Origin of the sequence: Paracoccus sp. PAR01, assembly GCF_014851995.1 — a bacterium.
Classification (GTDB): domain Bacteria; phylum Pseudomonadota; class Alphaproteobacteria; order Rhodobacterales; family Rhodobacteraceae; genus Paracoccus; species Paracoccus litorisediminis.
In genome coordinates this window covers 147000-162351 of the sequence record NZ_JACVAW010000008.1, presented here as the reverse complement: position 1 = coordinate 162351, position 15352 = coordinate 147000, and the positions used below count along the sequence as shown (strand labels likewise).

The 15352-nt window shown below is 64.8% G+C and carries 15 protein-coding genes; 12 read left to right on the top strand and 3 right to left on the bottom strand.

The window, feature by feature from the left end; translation table 11 throughout:
- Positions 1–2 precede the first annotated feature (2 nt).
- From IB235_RS14225 to mnhG, 8 genes are all read left to right on the top strand, one after another.
- Positions 3–239, top strand: coding sequence for an acyl carrier protein (locus IB235_RS14225; RefSeq protein WP_192337262.1), 237 nt, complete (start codon positions 3–5; stop codon positions 237–239).
- Complete coding sequence (locus IB235_RS14220) at positions 232–1470, top strand: type III PLP-dependent enzyme (RefSeq protein ID WP_225612323.1); 1239 nt, start codon at positions 232–234, stop codon at positions 1468–1470. Before IB235_RS14225 ends, IB235_RS14220 begins: the two co-directional genes overlap by 8 nt.
- 168 nt (positions 1471–1638) lie before the next feature.
- Positions 1639–4515 carry a monovalent cation/H+ antiporter subunit A gene (locus tag IB235_RS14215; protein ID WP_192337260.1) on the top strand — a complete coding sequence of 959 codons (2877 nt, stop codon included), beginning with the start codon at positions 1639–1641 and terminating at the stop codon, positions 4513–4515.
- Positions 4515–4859, top strand: coding sequence for a Na+/H+ antiporter subunit C (locus IB235_RS14210; protein ID WP_155039810.1), 345 nt, complete (start codon positions 4515–4517; stop codon positions 4857–4859). The genes IB235_RS14215 and IB235_RS14210 overlap by 1 nt, the downstream gene beginning before the upstream one ends.
- Positions 4856–6571, top strand: coding sequence for a monovalent cation/H+ antiporter subunit D (locus tag IB235_RS14205; RefSeq protein ID WP_155039811.1), 1716 nt, complete (start codon positions 4856–4858; stop codon positions 6569–6571). The genes IB235_RS14210 and IB235_RS14205 overlap by 4 nt, the downstream gene beginning before the upstream one ends.
- The gene (locus IB235_RS14200) at positions 6568–7056 is read left to right on the top strand and encodes a Na+/H+ antiporter subunit E (RefSeq protein WP_155039812.1); all 489 of its coding nucleotides are present in this window, start codon (positions 6568–6570) and stop codon (positions 7054–7056) included. Before IB235_RS14205 ends, IB235_RS14200 begins: the two co-directional genes overlap by 4 nt.
- Positions 7053–7337 (top strand): K+/H+ antiporter subunit F, encoded by a 285-nt coding sequence (locus IB235_RS14195; protein ID WP_155039813.1) that lies wholly within the window; start codon positions 7053–7055, stop codon positions 7335–7337. The genes IB235_RS14200 and IB235_RS14195 overlap by 4 nt, the downstream gene beginning before the upstream one ends.
- On the top strand, positions 7334–7783 hold the full coding sequence (gene mnhG, locus IB235_RS14190; protein ID WP_155039814.1) for a monovalent cation/H(+) antiporter subunit G: 450 nt from the start codon (positions 7334–7336) through the stop codon (positions 7781–7783). The genes IB235_RS14195 and mnhG overlap by 4 nt, the downstream gene beginning before the upstream one ends.
- A 1-nt stretch (position 7784) precedes the next feature.
- On the opposite strand, the gene aroB is transcribed toward mnhG, so the two are convergent.
- Together aroB and IB235_RS14180 are read right to left on the bottom strand one after the other, a co-directional pair.
- A complete protein-coding gene (gene aroB, locus IB235_RS14185) occupies positions 7785–8894 on the bottom strand; it encodes a 3-dehydroquinate synthase (RefSeq protein WP_192337259.1) in 1110 nt (369 codons plus the stop codon).
- Positions 8891–9490, bottom strand: coding sequence for a shikimate kinase (locus IB235_RS14180; protein ID WP_343043024.1), 600 nt, complete (start codon positions 9488–9490; stop codon positions 8891–8893). Before IB235_RS14180 ends, aroB begins: the two co-directional genes overlap by 4 nt.
- Positions 9491–9595: 105 nt before the next feature.
- Here IB235_RS14180 and IB235_RS14175 point away from each other — a divergent pair, with 105 nt between their 5' ends.
- Genes IB235_RS14175 through IB235_RS14160 form a run of 4 tightly spaced genes read left to right on the top strand, consistent with a single transcriptional unit; the run spans position 9596 to position 13801 of the window.
- The gene (locus IB235_RS14175; protein WP_192337258.1) at positions 9596–9835 is read left to right on the top strand and encodes a hypothetical protein; all 240 of its coding nucleotides are present in this window, start codon (positions 9596–9598) and stop codon (positions 9833–9835) included.
- A complete protein-coding gene (locus tag IB235_RS14170; RefSeq protein WP_192337257.1) occupies positions 9822–11453 on the top strand; it encodes a hypothetical protein in 1632 nt (543 codons plus the stop codon). The genes IB235_RS14175 and IB235_RS14170 overlap by 14 nt, the downstream gene beginning before the upstream one ends.
- A gap of 6 nt (positions 11454–11459) precedes the next feature.
- Positions 11460–12437, top strand: coding sequence for a site-specific tyrosine recombinase XerD (locus IB235_RS14165; protein WP_155039819.1), 978 nt, complete (start codon positions 11460–11462; stop codon positions 12435–12437).
- Complete coding sequence (locus tag IB235_RS14160; RefSeq protein ID WP_155039820.1) at positions 12434–13801, top strand: HlyC/CorC family transporter; 1368 nt, start codon at positions 12434–12436, stop codon at positions 13799–13801. The genes IB235_RS14165 and IB235_RS14160 overlap by 4 nt, the downstream gene beginning before the upstream one ends.
- Here the strand turns inward: IB235_RS14160 and IB235_RS14155 are convergent.
- Positions 13795–15288, bottom strand: a complete 1494-nt coding sequence (locus IB235_RS14155; RefSeq protein WP_155039821.1) for a nucleobase:cation symporter-2 family protein — start codon at positions 15286–15288, stop codon at positions 13795–13797. The two genes, IB235_RS14160 and IB235_RS14155, sit on opposite strands and share 7 nt — an antisense overlap.
- Positions 15289–15352: the final 64 nt, after the last annotated feature.

Genomic DNA, 15352 nt, shown 5'->3' with positions numbered 1-15352 from the left:
ATATGAGCCTGACCCAGAGCCAGCTGATCACTTACCTTCGCGACGAACAGAATATCGGAGAGGTCATCGACAACGATACCGAGCTATTCTCAAGCGGCATTCTGGACTCGGTATCGATGGTGGGGTTGATCACCTATATCGAAGAGACGACAGGCACGATCATCCAGCCGGGCGATGTCACGCTTGAGAATTTCGACACGGCGAACCGCATCGCAGCCTTTGTGGCCTCGCTTGCGTGACGGGGATAGCTGCGGCAGGGACCGGATTTTAGCGCAGGCGGCGGCGCGCTTCGGCACTCCCTCATATGTCTATGTCACCGATGTGATCGCAGCGCGGTTGGGCGCGCTGCGGACCGCGCTTGGCCGCTGGTTCTCGGTCAGCTTCGCCGTCAAAAGCAACCCGAACCCGGCGCTGCTGGGCTGGATGCAAGGCAAGGTCGATTATCTGGACATTTCCTCGGGTGGCGAGTTCGAGCTGGCACAGACAGCCGGATGGCAACCGGACCGGATCAGCTTTACCGGCCCGGCCAAGCGCGAACCCGAACTGCGTCCCGTCATTGCAGCGGGCTTGGGTGAGCTGGTCATCGAAAGCCTGCGCGAGGCGCGGCTGGCCAATGCCATCGCCGCCGAGTTGGGGATGGTCCAGCCGGTCCTGATCCGCATTGCGCCGGACCATGTGCCCAAGGGCTTTGGCGACCACATGGCCGGACGACCCAGCCCGTTTGGCATCGACATCGAGGATGCCGAGCAGATCCTGCCCCAGATCGCCGCCCTGCCCAATCTGCGCATCATCGGGCTGCATATCTATTCCGGCACACAAAGCCTGAAGCCCGACGCCATCTGCGAAAACTGGCGCATCTTCCTTGAGGTTTTCACCCGCCTGTCCGAAGCGCTGGATCTGACCCCGGAAAAGCTGATCTTCGGCTCGGGCCTGGGCATCCCGCACCATCCCGGCGAGGTCGAGCTTGATCTGGACGCGATCGCGCAGTCCATCGCACCCGATCTGGACGCCTTCCGCGCGCTTCCGCGCTTTGCCGGGACGCGGCTGGTGCTGGAGCTTGGCCGTTATCTGGTCGGGCCTGCGGGCTATTTCCTGACCCGAGTCGTCTCGGTCAAGCAATCGCGCGGCACCCGCATCGCGATCTGCGATGGCGGCATGAACGCCAATCTGGCGGCCTCGGGGAATTTTGGCATGGTGATCCGGCGCAACTATGTCCTGCACCGGGTCGAGGATGGCACCGCCCCACCCGAGGAAAAGCACGACATCACCGGCCCGCTTTGCACCTCGATCGACAAGCTGGGCAGCGGGGTGATGCTGCCCCGGCTGGAGGAAGGCGATCTGGTCGCGCTGCATGCGGCGGGGGCCTACGGACCCACGGCCAGCCCGGTCTACTTCATCTCGCATCCGCTGCCGTCCGAGATCATGGTGACGGACGGACAGATGCAGGACGTGACACGGCTACGCCGCTAGGCCGAAATATTTGCAACTTTTAAGTTCGGCGCGAATCCCTTTGCGAATCCGATAAAAAATAAGTGACCCCGGGGTCGATCATGCATTTTTTGCCTGCATGGTCGGTTGTGCTTCCCCCGGTTGCTTCTCTATGATGAGCGCACAAATCCCAGAGCCGAGAAGGATCCGATGGTCGAACAGAACCTATTGCTTTTGCTTGTTCTGACACCATTCGTTTCAGCCGCCTTGGCGGCGACACTTCCTGTAGGCTCTCGAAACGCGGAAACATGGCTGGCCGGGCTGACCATGGCCGTCGTGCTGGGCGTGCTGGCGGTGCTTTACCCGGCAGTGGACGAAGGCGGCACCATCACCAGCAAGCTTGAATGGGCCAGCAGCGTCGGGCTGGACCTGAGCTTCCGCATGGACGGTTTTTCATGGCTGTTCATGGTGCTGGTCGCGGGTATCGGGATGCTGGTTCTGGTCTATGCGCGCTATTACATGGCCGCCGACGATCCGGTGCCACGGCTTTATTCCTGCCTGCTGGCCTTTGCGGGCGCGATGTCAGGGCTGCTGCTCTCGGGCAATATCATCATGCTGGTGGTGTTCTGGGAACTGACCAGCATCGTGTCCTTCCTGCTGATCGGCTATTGGTACCATCGTCAAGACGCCCGCGACGGCGCGCGCATGGCGCTGATCGTCACGGCGACCGGCGGGCTGTGCCTGATGGTGGCGATGATCCTGATCGGGCAGATCGTCGGCAGCTACCAGCTGGAGGACGTTCTGGCCGCCGGGCCGCAGATCACCGGCCACCGGCTTTATCCGGTCGTGCTGATCCTGTTCCTGCTGGGCGCGTTCACCAAATCCGCGCAGTTCCCGTTCCATTTCTGGCTGCCGAACGCGATGGCCGCGCCGACGCCAGTATCGTCCTACCTGCATTCCGCGACGATGGTGAAGGCAGGGGTATTCCTGCTGCTGCGCTTCCAGCCCGCGCTGGGGGGAACCGATGCATGGTTCCAGATCGTCACCGGAGCGGGGATGATCACCATGCTGCTTGGCGCTTTTGTCGCGCTGTTCAAGCATGACCTGAAAGGGTTGCTGGCCTATTCGACGATCAGCCATCTGGGGCTGATCACCGCGCTGGCCGGAATCGGGACGCCTCTGGCCATCATCGCCGCGGTTTTCCACATCGTGAACCACGCGGTCTTCAAGGCCTCGCTGTTCATGGCGGCAGGCATCATCGACCACGAAACCGGCACCCGCGACATGCGCCGTCTGTCCGGTCTGGCCCATGCCATGCCGGTCACCGCGACGCTGGCCATCATCGCCTCGGCGGCGATGGCGGGGGTGCCACTGCTGAACGGGTTCCTCTCGAAGGAAATGTTCTTCGAGGCGACCTATGTCTGGAACAATGGCAGCCCGCTGGACAACTGGGCACCCTATATCGCGGTTCTGGCCGCGTCGTTCAGCGCCGCCTATTCGCTGCGCTTCATCGTCACAGTGTTCTTTGGCCCCAAGGCCACCGACCTGCCGCATGAACCGCACGAGCCCCCGGCCCTGATGCGCCTGCCGGTCTTTGTACTGGTCGCCGCCTGCCTTGCCGTCGGCATCGCGCCGCAGGCGACGCTGGGCAGCTGGCTGACCAGCGCGGGCATGGCCATTCTTGGCCCGGACCTGCCGCATTTCAGCCTGAAACTGTGGCACGGCGTGAACCCGGCTTTGATCATGAGCCTGATCGCCACCGGTCTGGGCGTCATCATCTACCTCCTGCCTCGGCGCTGGATCGACCGGGGCGAGGAAGGGCTTCGGATCACCCGCGCGCTGGAATTCGCCCGCTTCTTCGAGACCGGTCTGCAATTCGCGACCGTCACGCTGCCGCGCCGGATGCTGCGCCGGATCAGCGCCACCGGGTTGCAGGGGCAATTGCGGGTCATGGTGCTGATGGGCATGGCCGCCGCCTATTTCGCGCTGGGACCGCTGGACTGGAACATCACCCTGCCCGAAATCAGCTCGCGTGAGCTGGTCTTTGCCCTGCTCTGGCTGATCGGCGGCGCTTGCGCGCTGGCCGCGGCATGGCAGGCCAAATATCACCGCTTTGCCGCGCTGATCCTGACCGGAGGCGTCGGGCTGGTCACCTGCACCACCTTTGTCTGGCTGTCGGCACCCGACCTTGCCGTGACCCAGTTGCTGGTCGAGATCGCGACCACGGCATTGTTGCTGCTGGGCCTGCGCTGGCTGCCCAAGCGCGATGAGGAGATCGCGGGCGACAATAATTTCACCTCGCGCTTCCGCCGTTTCCGCGACCTGATGATCGCCGTGACCTGCGGCCTTGGCATGACCGCGATCGCGCTGGCGATCCTGCTGACGCGTCCGGGCAGCTCGGTCGGGGACTGGTTCCTGCGCCACTCCTATGTCGAGGGTGGCGGCACCAATGTGGTCAATGTCATCCTTGTCGACTTCCGCGCCTTTGACACCTTCGGGGAAATCGCCGTCCTCGCCATCGTGGGGCTGACCGTCTACGCCCTGCTGCGCCGCTTCCGCCCCGCGCTGGAAAGCGTCGAGCGTCCGCGCCCGCAGGTCGAGGCCGAGGAACAGGCATTGGAGGCCTATCTGTTCATCCCGGCCGTGCTGATGCAGTGGCTGTTCGCGCCGATCATCGCGCTGGCGGCTTATCTGTTCTTCCGCGGCCATGACCTGCCGGGCGGCGGTTTTGCCGCGGGTGTCACCTTTGCGCTGGGGCTGCTGTTGCAATACGTCGCCTCGAATGTCCGCTGGGTCGAGGCGCGGCTGACCATCCTGCCGGTGCGCTGGATGGCGACGGGGCTGATCGTCGCGGCATCGGTTGGCCTCGGGTCATGGATCTTTGGCGCGCCCTTCCTGACCACGCATTACCAATATCTGGAACTGCCATGGATCGGAAAGGTCCCGGCCTCGACGGCGATGCTGTTCGATGTGGGGGTCTTCTCGTTGGTCGTGGGTGCCATCGTGCTGATGCTGATTGCGATCGCCCACCAGTCGCTGCGCGTCGCACCCCGCAGCCGTCCCACCGAATCCGAGGAGCAAAGCTGATGGAAATGATACTCGCCCTTGCCATCGGCGTGCTGACCGGTTCCGGCGTCTGGCTGTTGATGCGTCCCCGCTCGTTTCAGGTCATCATCGGCCTGTGCCTGCTGGCTTACGGCGTCAACCTGTTCATCTTCTCGATGGGGCGGCTGTATGTGGGTGCGGCCCCGATCATGCCCAAGGGCGGCTTTGTCGATCCGGCCGCCTATGCCGATCCGCTGCCGCAGGCGCTGGTGCTGACCGCCATCGTCATCAGTTTTGCCACAACGGCACTGTTTCTGGTGGTGATGATCGCCTCGCGCGGGACCACCGGCACCGACCATGTCGACGGCAAGGAGCGTGAGCAATGACGCCTGCCGCCGTGCCCGAGCACATGATCATCGCACCGATCCTGATACCGCTGATCGCGGGCGCGATCATGCTGTTCTATAATGACCGCAACCGGCAGACCAAGCTGATCATGGGCCTTGTCGCCATCGGCCTGATGTTCCTGAGTTCGGTCGAGCTGATGCAGGACGCCAAGTCGCTGACCGATCAGGGCGAAACGGCGGTGCGCATGTATCTGCTGGGCAACTGGCCGGTTCCGGTCGGCATCGTGCTGGTGCTGGACCGGCTTGCGGCGATGATGGTGATGCTGACTTCGCTGCTGGCTGCGCCCGCGCTGATCTATGCCGCCGCTGGCTGGCACGGTAAAGGGCAGCATTTCCATTCCATGTTCCAGTTCCTGCTGGCCGGGGTGAACGGGTCCTTCCTGACCGGCGATCTGTTCAACCTGTTCGTCTTCTTCGAGGTGATGCTGGCAGCCTCATACGGGTTGATGCTGCACGGCTCGGGGCCGGAACGGATCAAGGCCGGGTTGCATTACATCGCCGTGAACCTTGCGGCGTCGCTGTTCTTCCTGATCGGGGTGGCGCTGGTCTATGGCACCACCGGCACGCTGAACATGGCCCATATCGCGGCCCAGCTTGCGGGTCTGGACGATGCGCAAAGGTTGCTCTTCCATGCCGCGGCGGCTTTCCTGGGTATCGCTTTCCTGACCAAGGCCGCGATCTGGCCGCTCTGCTTCTGGCTGCCGCCGACCTATGCCTCAGCCTCGCCGCCCGCCGCCGCGATCATGGCGATCATGACCAAGGTGGGGGTCTATGTGATCCTGCGCCTGTCGCTGCTGATCCTTGGTCCGCAGGCCGGGGCCTCGGCCGGGTTCGGTGCGCCGATCCTGATGATCGGCGGCGTGCTGACCATGGCATTCGGCATGATCGGCATTCTTGGAACGCCGGACCTGACCCGCAAGGGCGGCTATATCGCGATCATTTCCTCAGGCACGGTGCTGACCGCCGTCGGCTTCGCGCAGGCGGGCGGTGGGGCCGAGGTGCTCAGCGGCGCGCTTTACTACCTGATCGGCTCGACCGCAGCGGTTTCCGCCTTCTTTCTGATCGCCGAGCCGGTTTCCCGCGACGATACCGGCACCGACGACCAATCACAGACCACCGAACCCGCGGGTGAGCGGCTGGCCGAGCGTTGGGAATGGACGCCGATGGGCCTTGATACGGTCGAGGACACGCCCAGCCCCGCCAGCACTCGCACGGTGTCCTGGCTGACCATGGCGATCTGTTTCTCGCTGATCGCGGCCATGCTGGCGGGTCTGCCGCCGATGCCGGGCTTCATCGGCAAGTTCGCCATCCTGCGCGGCGCGGTTGAGGGCAATATCGGTCTGTCGGGCCAATTGCCGGTGATGCTGTGGATCTATGCGGCCATGCTGATCCTGTCGGGGCTTGGCGCGTTGATTGCGCTGCTGCGCTTCGGCATGCGCCGCTTCTGGGCCGAGGCCGTGCCCGCGCCCCGCATCCTCGCGCTGGAGGTCGTGCCGGTCCTGATGCTGCTGGCGATGATCCTGCTGATGACCATCCGCGCCGATGCGGTGCTGAGCTACACCCGAGTGACCGCGCAAACCCTGCTGAACCCCGCCATCTACCGCGAGACGGTGCTGGAGGATGCCAAGCGCGTCGATGCCACACCGCCGCAGAACCACGCGCCCTATGAACCGCCGGAGGGTCAGAAATGACACGGCTGATCCCCCATCCCCTGCTGTCGGTGGCGCTGGTCGCCATGTGGATGATCCTGACCCGCTTTTCGCTGGGCCACCTGATCCTTGGCACCGGGATCGCGCTGATCGCGGGCTGGACGGTCGAGCGGCTGCATCCGCCCCGGCCACGCATCCGGCGCTGGTCCGCCATCCCCCAGCTGATGGGCATCGTCGCCTGGGACATCCTGAAATCCAACGTCACCGTCGCCCGCGTCCTGCTGCTGGGTCCGAACCACCCGCGCTTCCATTCCGGCTTCGTCGAGATCGAACTGACCCTGCGCGATCCGAACGGGCTTGCGCTTCTGGCGATCATCATGACCGCGACGCCGGGCACGGCATGGCTGGAATATGAACAGCAGACCGGGCGCGTGCTGCTGCATGTCTTTGACCTGCGCAGCGAGGATGACTGGCAAAGCCTTGTCCGGGACCGCTACGAACGCCTGCTTCTGGAGATCTTCGAATGAGCGCGAATCTGATCCTGGAATATGCCCTGAGCTATGCCCAGATCGCCATGGTCGTGGCGATCGGACTGACCTGCTGGCGCATCATTCGCGGCCCGCGCGCGCAGGACCGCGTGCTGGCCATCGACACCATGTATCTCAACGCGATGCTGCTGTTCCTGCTGATCGGCATGGGCAACGGCAATGTCTTCTTCTTCGAGGGCGCACTGGTCATCGCCGTCCTTGGCTTCATCACCACGGTCTGTGCGGCAAAGTTCCTGATGCGCGGCGAGGTCGTCGAATGAGCCATCTTGGTGACCTTCCGCCCGTCGCTGCGATTCTGATCGCGATCTTCGTGGTCTGCGGCAGCTCTTTGGCGCTGCTGGGCAGCATCGGGCTGGTGCGGCTGAAAAGCTTCTACCAGCGGCTGCACGCGCCGACGATGTCCTACAGCTATGGCACGCTGCTGATCGTGCTTGGCTCGATGGCGATGTTTTCGCTGCTTGAGGAACGCCCGGTCGTGCATGAGTTGATCATCGGCGTCTTCATGCTGATCACCACGCCGATCAGCCTGCTGATGCTGGGCCGCGCCGCCCTGCGCCGCGACCGTGACGCGAAACTGGGCCATGACGAGATCGTGCCGCCCCGCGTCGTGCCCGAGGAAATCCAGTCGGAAGCCCTGCGTGACCTGTCGCAATATGGCGAGGGCAAGCTGGATCGCGGCCTGCTCTCGCCTTCTTCGCACGAATGACCTAGCGGCGCGATTGCGCCAAGGTCGCGCGCAGCAGGTCGGGGTTCACCTCGTCGGTGACAAAGGCCTGTCCGATGCCACGCGCCAGAATGAAGCGCAGCTTGCCGTCCTGCACCTTTTTGTCCTGCCCCATCAGGGCGATCAGCGCCTCATCATCGGGCAGATCGCCCGGAATGTCGCTGATGCGAGAGGGCAGGCCCATTGCCGCGAAATGCGCAGCGACGCGAGAGGGCGCCTCTTGGCTGCACAGACCCATCCGCGCGGAAAGGTCAAAGGCCAGAGTACAGCCGATCGCCACGCCCTCGCCGTGCAGCAGCCGGTCGGAATAACCGGTCGCCGATTCCAGCGCATGGCCAAAGGTGTGGCCAAGGTTCAGCAGCGCACGTTCGCCCTGCTCGGTCTCATCGCGCTGGACGATGCCTGCCTTCATCTGGACGGAATGGCGCACGGCACGTTGCAGCGCCACCGGGTCCGCAGAAAGTCCCGGACCTGCGGTTTCCAGCCAGTCGAAGAAATCTTCGTCACCCAGCAGCCCGTATTTCGCCACCTCGCCGTAGCCGGCGCGGAAATCGCGAGGGGTCAGCGTTCCCAGAACGTCGATATCGGCCAGCACCAGCGCGGGCTGGTGGAAGGACCCGATCAGGTTCTTGCCCTGCGGGCTGTTGATCCCGGTCTTGCCGCCGACGGAACTGTCGACCTGCGCCAGAAGCGAGGTCGGGATCTGCACGAAGCGCACGCCCCGGCGCAGGATCGCGGCGGCAAAACCGGCCAGATCGCCGATCACGCCCCCACCCAGCGCGATGACCAGATCCTTGCGTTCGATCCGCTGTTCGATCAGCCATTCCACGGCGTGGCCCAATTGGGTCCAGCATTTCGTGGCCTCTCCGGCGGGCAAAACCAGCGCCGGAGCATCGGCAAGCCCCGAGGCCGCCAGCGATGCACGCAGACTGTCCAGATGCAGGGCTGCGACGTTTTCATCGGTCAGGATGGCGACACGGCGGCGACCGGCAAAGGCGGTGATTTCCTCGCCCGCGCGGGCGATCAGGCCACGGCCGATCCGCACATCATAGGCACGCTCGCCCAGGTCCACATGAACGGTTTCGATGGTCATTTCGCCTCCAGTATCGCGGGATTGCGGGCCTCGATCGCGGCGATCACCTGATCGGCGGTCTCCTCGACGGTATCGCCCATATTGGTCTGGATGCGGATATCGGCCAGCGCATAGACGGGCCGGCGCTCGGCCAACAGCCGCTCAAGGGTCTGGCGCGGCTCGGCGGTTTGCAGCAAGGGCCGCGTCGGACGGCTGCGAACGCGATGCCACAGCGTATCCAGATCGCAATCCAGCCAGACCGACAGCCCGTTCTGGGTCACGCGGTCACGATTGGCCTGCCGCATCCACGCGCCGCCCCCGGTCGAGACGATGCTGTCCCCCCCGGCAAGCACGCGAGACAGGACTTCCGATTCGCGGGCGCGGAAGAACGCCTCGCCATCGCGTGAGAAAATCTCGGGGATGGTCATGGCGGCGGCACGTTCGATCTCGGCATCGGTATCCCAGAACGGCCGGCTCAGCCGGCGCGAAAGCTCGGCTCCGATGGCGGTCTTACCCGCCCCCATCATCCCGATCAGCACGATGTTCCGTCGCATCAACCCCTCGACTGCCCGAACTTTTTTCCCGCGACCACATTCCGCATGGACCGGGCAAAAGATATGGACGCACTCAATGGCGTGATCTTTCGGGAAATGCCATATATATTCCACCGCGCCGGCGACAGACCGGCCACGAAAGACGCGAAAAGGCGGAAAGGACGGGCAATGAGGCTATTGTGGGTTGTGGTGGTGTTGGTGATTCTGCTGCTTGGCGGACTGACCGGCTATGCCTATTTCGGCGACATGAGCGCCGCCCCGCGCGAAACGCGCCTTCCGGTCCAGCTGGATCTGGGCAGCGAACCGGCCCCGGCCCCGGTGGTCGGACAAACGGCACCCGAACCCGCGCCTGCCGAGCCCGCACCTGCGGAAGCGCCTGCCGCAACGGAGCAAGATGATCTGGACTGATCAGCGCCTTCGCGCCGTCCCGGCGCTGACCGCCCTTCTGGCCGGTCTGATGCTGATGCCGGGTGCGGCCATCGCACGGCCGCCGCTTTCGGCCAGCGACTGGCTGTCGGGCAGCATCAAGCAGCCGGACAATATCTCGGCCTGGCGTCCCGGTGACGCCCGCCCGCCCGAGGCGAAGTCCCGCAAGAAGGACATCGCCAAAAGCGGCGCGGTCGAGCCGGTCGGGGTGACCCGGCTGGGCGAAGGCAATGCGGATGGCAAAGGCTCGGTCTCGGCCCGGACGGCGGGTCTGCCCAACGACCTGTGGGGCGCGGGCGACGGCGAAAGCATCGCGCGGCTGGTGCGCTCGACAGATGCGCGCCTGCCCGCGCTTCGCCGCCTGCAGCGCCGGATTCTGGCGGCTCAGCTTGACCCGCCCGCCACCCAACCGGGTGGCGAGGGTGAGCTTTTTCTGGCCCGCGTCGACAAGCTTTTGGACATGGGCGCCACCGGTGCCGCCAAAGAGCTGATCCGCGCCGCCGGTCCCGCCGATCCCGAGCGCTTCCGGCGGATGTTCGACATTGCGCTGCTATCCGGCGATGAGGCTCAGGCCTGCGAGATCATGGACCGCACGCCGGGCGTCGCGCCCAGCTTTCCGGCCCGCATCTTCTGCCTTGCGCTGGGTGGAGACTGGGCCGCGGCGGCACTGGTCTTTCATGGCGCGGATACGTCCGGCCTGATCGATCAGCGCATGGCCGCGCTGCTGGCGCAATATCTGGACGACGGCTACTCCGACAAAGCCGACCTGCTGACGCCACCCGATGTGGTGACGCCGCTTGACCTGCGCCTGCACGAGGCTGTGGGTCAGCCCCTGCCCTCGGCCAGCCTGCCTTTGGCCTTTTCGCTGGCCGATCTGGACGAGAATGGCGGCTGGAAGGCACGGTTAGATGCCGCCGAACGTCTGGCGCGTGCCGGGGCGATCCCGGCCTCGCAATTGCGGGCGATTTATCTGGAACAACGGCCCGCCGCATCAGGCGGGGTCTGGGACCGGGCCGATGCGATCCAGCGGCTGGATGCGGTGCTGACCAGCCGCGATGTGGTCGGCGTGCAAGAAATCCTGCCCAAGGCCTTTGACCGGATGGTCGCGGCGGGGCTTGGCACGGCGCTGGCCGATATGGCGGGGGCGCGGGCGGCCAGCCTGCCCTTGACTGGACGTGCAGGCCAGATCGGTCTGTGGCTGGCGATCGAGGCCGGACAATGGCAGGTCGTGCAACCTCCGCCCGAGGACGCGACGGCTTTTGACCTGTGGCTGCTGGATTTCGCCAGCGGTCTGGCCGATGCCCGCCCACCTGTCGGGACCGGCTCGGACCGGGCTGAACGGCTGCTGGCCGGTTTCAGCGCCACCCCCATCCCGCCCGCCGCCGCACAACTGATCGCGGAAAAACGTCAGGGCGAGGCGATGCTGCTGGCGATCACCGATACCGATGCGGGGCTGGATGGCGACCTGACACGTGCGACGCAGGGCCTGCGTGTGCTGCGCGAATTGGGACAGGGTGAAATCGCCCGTCAGGCTGCAATCGAACTGATCCTTGCGCCGGTCATTGGCTCGTTGCCCGGCGCACTGGCCACAAACCCCTGACCGGCCATGTCTGACGCGAACAAAGTCAGCGATTGGCGCAGGATCTCGGCCTTTCTGGATGCGCAGGCGGCCGAGGCGGGGTCCGCCCGCAACACGCTGCTGGCTTATGGTCGCGACCTGAAGGATTTCAGCGAATGGCTGGGCACGCGAAACCTGAACCTGCTGAACGTCAGCCGCGAGGGGATCGAGGATTACCTGAGCCATTGCGACGCGCAGGGCCTGTCGCGGTCGACCCGTGCGAGACGACTTTCGGCCATCCGGCAACTGACCCGATTTTCACTGGAGGAAGGCTGGCGAGAGGATGATCCGGCAGGCCGCATCGCCGGGCCGGGCCGCGCGCAGCGCCTGCCCAAGACGCTTGACCGGGCCGAGGTGCAGGCCCTGCTGGACGCCCTGCCCCGCATTGGCCGCAACGGGGTCGAACGCGCCCGCAATCTGGCCCTGATGGAGCTGATCTACGCCACCGGCATGCGCGTGAGCGAGCTGGTCGCCCTGCCCGTCACCGCCTGCCGTGGCAATCCCGCCGTCCTGCTGATCCGCGGCAAGGGTGGGGTTGAGCGGATGGTGCCGCTGAACGAACCCGCGCGCCGCGCGCTGTCGGCTTGGCTGACGATCCGCGATGACGCGCCCGAGGACACGCCCTTGGGCAAGCTGGTCGCCGGGCGCGGCGGGCGCTGGCTGTTCCCAGCCCCCTCGCGCGAAGGCCACATGACCCGGCAGGCGGTGAACGGCCTGCTAGATCAACTGGCCATCGTCGCCGGGATTGATCCGTCCCGCGTGTCGCCGCATGTGATGCGCCACGCCTTTGCCACCCATCTGCTTGAGGGCGGCGCCGATCTGCGCGCCATCCAGATGCTGCTGGGCCATGCCGATCTGGGCACGACCGAGATCTATACGCATGTTCTGGACGCCCGCATGCGCGATCTGGTGCTGAAACATCATCCGCTGGCGACGCCGCGACGCCGGCCCGAGGATAGCGAATGATCACGCCCGCCCTTGCCGCCGCCCCCGGACCGGCAACGGGCGGCGGGACATCGGCCATCGACATGGCCTTCTGGATCACCGTCGGCACCATTGTCCTGCTGCTGGCACTCTCGGCATTTTTCTCAGGCTCGGAAACCGCACTGACCGCCTCAAGCCGCGCCAAGTTGCGGGCGCGGGCGGATCGTGGCGATGCCGGCGCGCAGGCCGCCTTGGCCGTGACCGAGGACAGCGAAAGGCTGATCGGCTCGATCCTGCTGGGCAACAACGTCGTCAATATCCTTGCCGCCAGCCTTGCGACCGCATTGTTCACCCGGATCTTCGGCTCGGGCGGGGTGGCGCTGGCGACATTGCTGATGACGGTTCTGGTGCTGATCTTCTCGGAAGTGCTGCCCAAGACCTATGCGATTCTCGCCCCCGAGGATCTGGCCAGCCGCGTTGCCCGCCCGATCCGGTTGGCCACGGTGATCCTGGCCCCGATCGTCACGGTCGTGCGCATGATCGTCAGCGGCATCCTTGCGATCTTCGGCTTTCGCGCGAATTCCAGCGATCTGGTGTTTTCCGTGCAAGAGGAAATCGCTGGCGCGCTGGCCATCGGGCATTCCAGCGGCACCATGCAGAAAGAGGCCCGCGACCGGCTGCTGGGCGCGCTGGATCTGGGCGACCGCTCGGTCGAGGAAATCATGCTGCACCGCTCTCGGATCGAGATGATCGACGCCGACCTGCCCGCGCCGGACATTATCGACCGCGTGCTGAAAAGCCCGCATACCCGCCTGCCCGTTTTTCGCGGCGAGCGCGAGAATGTCATCGGCGTCATCCACGCCAAGGACCTGCTGCGTGGCGTCAGCCGCGCCATGCGCGAGACCGGCGGCGAGGCGCTGGAGGGTTTCGATATTCTGGGCATCGCCATGCCGCCCTATTTCGTGCCGGAAACCACGCCTCTGGACGAGCAGATGCGCGAGTTTTTGGCCCGCCGCACCCATTTCGCGCTGGTGGTCGACGAATATGGCAGCCTGCGCGGCCTGATCACGCTGGAAGACATTCTTGAGGAAATCGTGGGTGAGATCACGGATGAGCATGACACCGACATGCTGCCTGATCTCAAGCCGAACGCGGCGGGCGATTATCTGGTCGATGGCGCGATGACCATCCGCGACCTGAACCGCGCGCTGGACTGGAACCTGCCCGATGATGAGGCCAATACCGTCGCGGGCCTCGTCATCCATATGGCGCAGTCGATCCCGACGGCGGGCCAGGTGTTTTCCTTTGACGGCTACCGTTTCGAGGTGGTCAGCCGGCGCGAAAACCGCCTGACCCGTTTGCGTATCCGCCCCTTGGTCGAGCCGCTGGAGCCTGCCGATCAGTGATCGGCCATGCTGGCGGCGCGCTTGGCATCCTCGACGGATGCGCCTTGGGTGCCGTTGAAGAATGCGTTCAGCACCACGGCCGAGATCGTCGCCAGCAGGATGCCGGATTCGATCAGCGGGTGGATTGCATGCGGCATCCATTGCTTGAAGTCGGGCGCGATCAGCGGGATCATCCCGAAGCCCAGCGACACCGCGACCACGAACAGGTTGTTGCGATTATTGGCGAAATCCACGTTCGACAGGATACGGATGCCAGTCGCTGCGACCATGCCGAACATCACCAGTCCCGCGCCCCCCAGAACCGAGGTCGGCAGCGATTCCACCGCCGCGCCCATCTTGGGGATCAGCCCGAACAGGATCAGGATGACGCCGCCCGCGACGCAGATATAGCGACTTTTGATGCCGGTCACGCCGACTAGGCCGACGTTCTGGCTGAAGGACGTATAGGGGAAGGTGTTGAAGATACCGCCGATCAGCGTGCCCAGACCATCGGTGCGCAGACCGGCGGTCAGCCGGTCCTGCGTGACCTCGCGCCCAGTCATCTCTCCCAGCGCAAGGAACATGCCGGTCGACTCGATCATCACCACGATCATTACTAGAACCATCGTCAGGATCAGCACCGGGTCAAAGATCGGCATCCCGAAATGGAAGGGCGTGACAAGGCCGAACCATGACGCCTCGGCCACCTTGCCAAAGTTCATCTGGCCCAGAGCAATGGTCAGCGTCGCGCCGATCAGCATGCCCAGCAGAACGGCGATATTGGCGACGAAACCCTTGCCAAAACGCGCGATCATCAGGATGGCGACCAGCACCACCGCCGAGATGCCGATATTCAGCGGCCGCGCATAAAGCGGGTTCTGCATGCTGGCTGCCGGGGCAAAGCCCTCTGGCAGCGCCGGGACCGTGCCCGTTCCCGCCATGTCCTTCAACTGGTTCAGCCAGCCCGACACCACCGGATCGACCACCTTGGGCGCGGTCGGTCCGACCGGGTTGCCAAAGATCCAGTTGATCCCGATCCGCATCAGGGTCACGCCGATCACCAGAATGATCGTGCCGGTCACCAGCGGTGGAAAGAATTTCAGCATCCGCCCGACAAATGGCGCGATCAGCATGGCGATGATGCCTGCCCCGATGATCGCGCCAAAGATCATCCGCGCGCCATCCGGCCCCGGATAGGCCCCGGCCATCGCGACCATCGGCCCGACCGAGGCGAATGTCACCCCCATCATCACCGGCAGCTGGATGCCGAACCAGCGCGTCGCGCCCAGCGACTGGATGATCGTCGCGATCCCGCAGCAGAACAGGTCCGCCGAGATCAGAAAGGCCACATCCTCGGGCGAGAGCTTCAGCGCGCGCCCCACGATCAGCGGCACGGCCACCGCCCCCGCATACATCACCAGCACATGTTGCAATCCAAGCGTCGTCAGACGCAGCGGCGGCAGGATCTCGTCTACCGGATCCACCGTATTCGGCGCGGCCTTTGCCATGTTGTCCCCCGTGCAAAACCGGATTGTCCCGATGGCATCAAGTAACGGGCCGAAACCCTGCCAA

What these genes read in the sequence shown, in the direction of transcription:
- IB235_RS14205 (WP_155039811.1), top strand. Translation starts at nt 4,856, where the DNA reads ATGACGCCTGCCGCCGTGCCCGAGCACATGATCATCGCACCGATCCTG.
- IB235_RS14200 (WP_155039812.1), top strand. Translation starts at nt 6,568, where the DNA reads ATGACACGGCTGATCCCCCATCCCCTGCTGTCGGTGGCGCTGGTCGCC.
- IB235_RS14170 (WP_192337257.1), top strand. Translation starts at nt 9,822, where the DNA reads ATGATCTGGACTGATCAGCGCCTTCGCGCCGTCCCGGCGCTGACCGCC.
- IB235_RS14225 (WP_192337262.1), top strand. Translation starts at nt 3, where the DNA reads ATGAGCCTGACCCAGAGCCAGCTGATCACTTACCTTCGCGACGAACAG.
- IB235_RS14175 (WP_192337258.1), top strand. Translation starts at nt 9,596, where the DNA reads ATGAGGCTATTGTGGGTTGTGGTGGTGTTGGTGATTCTGCTGCTTGGC.
- IB235_RS14195 (WP_155039813.1), top strand. Translation starts at nt 7,053, where the DNA reads ATGAGCGCGAATCTGATCCTGGAATATGCCCTGAGCTATGCCCAGATC.
- aroB (WP_192337259.1), bottom strand. Translation starts at nt 8,894, where the DNA reads ATGACCATCGAAACCGTTCATGTGGACCTGGGCGAGCGTGCCTATGAT.
- IB235_RS14215 (WP_192337260.1), top strand. Translation starts at nt 1,639, where the DNA reads ATGGTCGAACAGAACCTATTGCTTTTGCTTGTTCTGACACCATTCGTT.
- mnhG (WP_155039814.1), top strand. Translation starts at nt 7,334, where the DNA reads ATGAGCCATCTTGGTGACCTTCCGCCCGTCGCTGCGATTCTGATCGCG.
- IB235_RS14160 (WP_155039820.1), top strand. Translation starts at nt 12,434, where the DNA reads ATGATCACGCCCGCCCTTGCCGCCGCCCCCGGACCGGCAACGGGCGGC.
- IB235_RS14210 (WP_155039810.1), top strand. Translation starts at nt 4,515, where the DNA reads ATGGAAATGATACTCGCCCTTGCCATCGGCGTGCTGACCGGTTCCGGC.
- IB235_RS14165 (WP_155039819.1), top strand. Translation starts at nt 11,460, where the DNA reads ATGTCTGACGCGAACAAAGTCAGCGATTGGCGCAGGATCTCGGCCTTT.
- IB235_RS14155 (WP_155039821.1), bottom strand. Translation starts at nt 15,288, where the DNA reads ATGGCAAAGGCCGCGCCGAATACGGTGGATCCGGTAGACGAGATCCTG.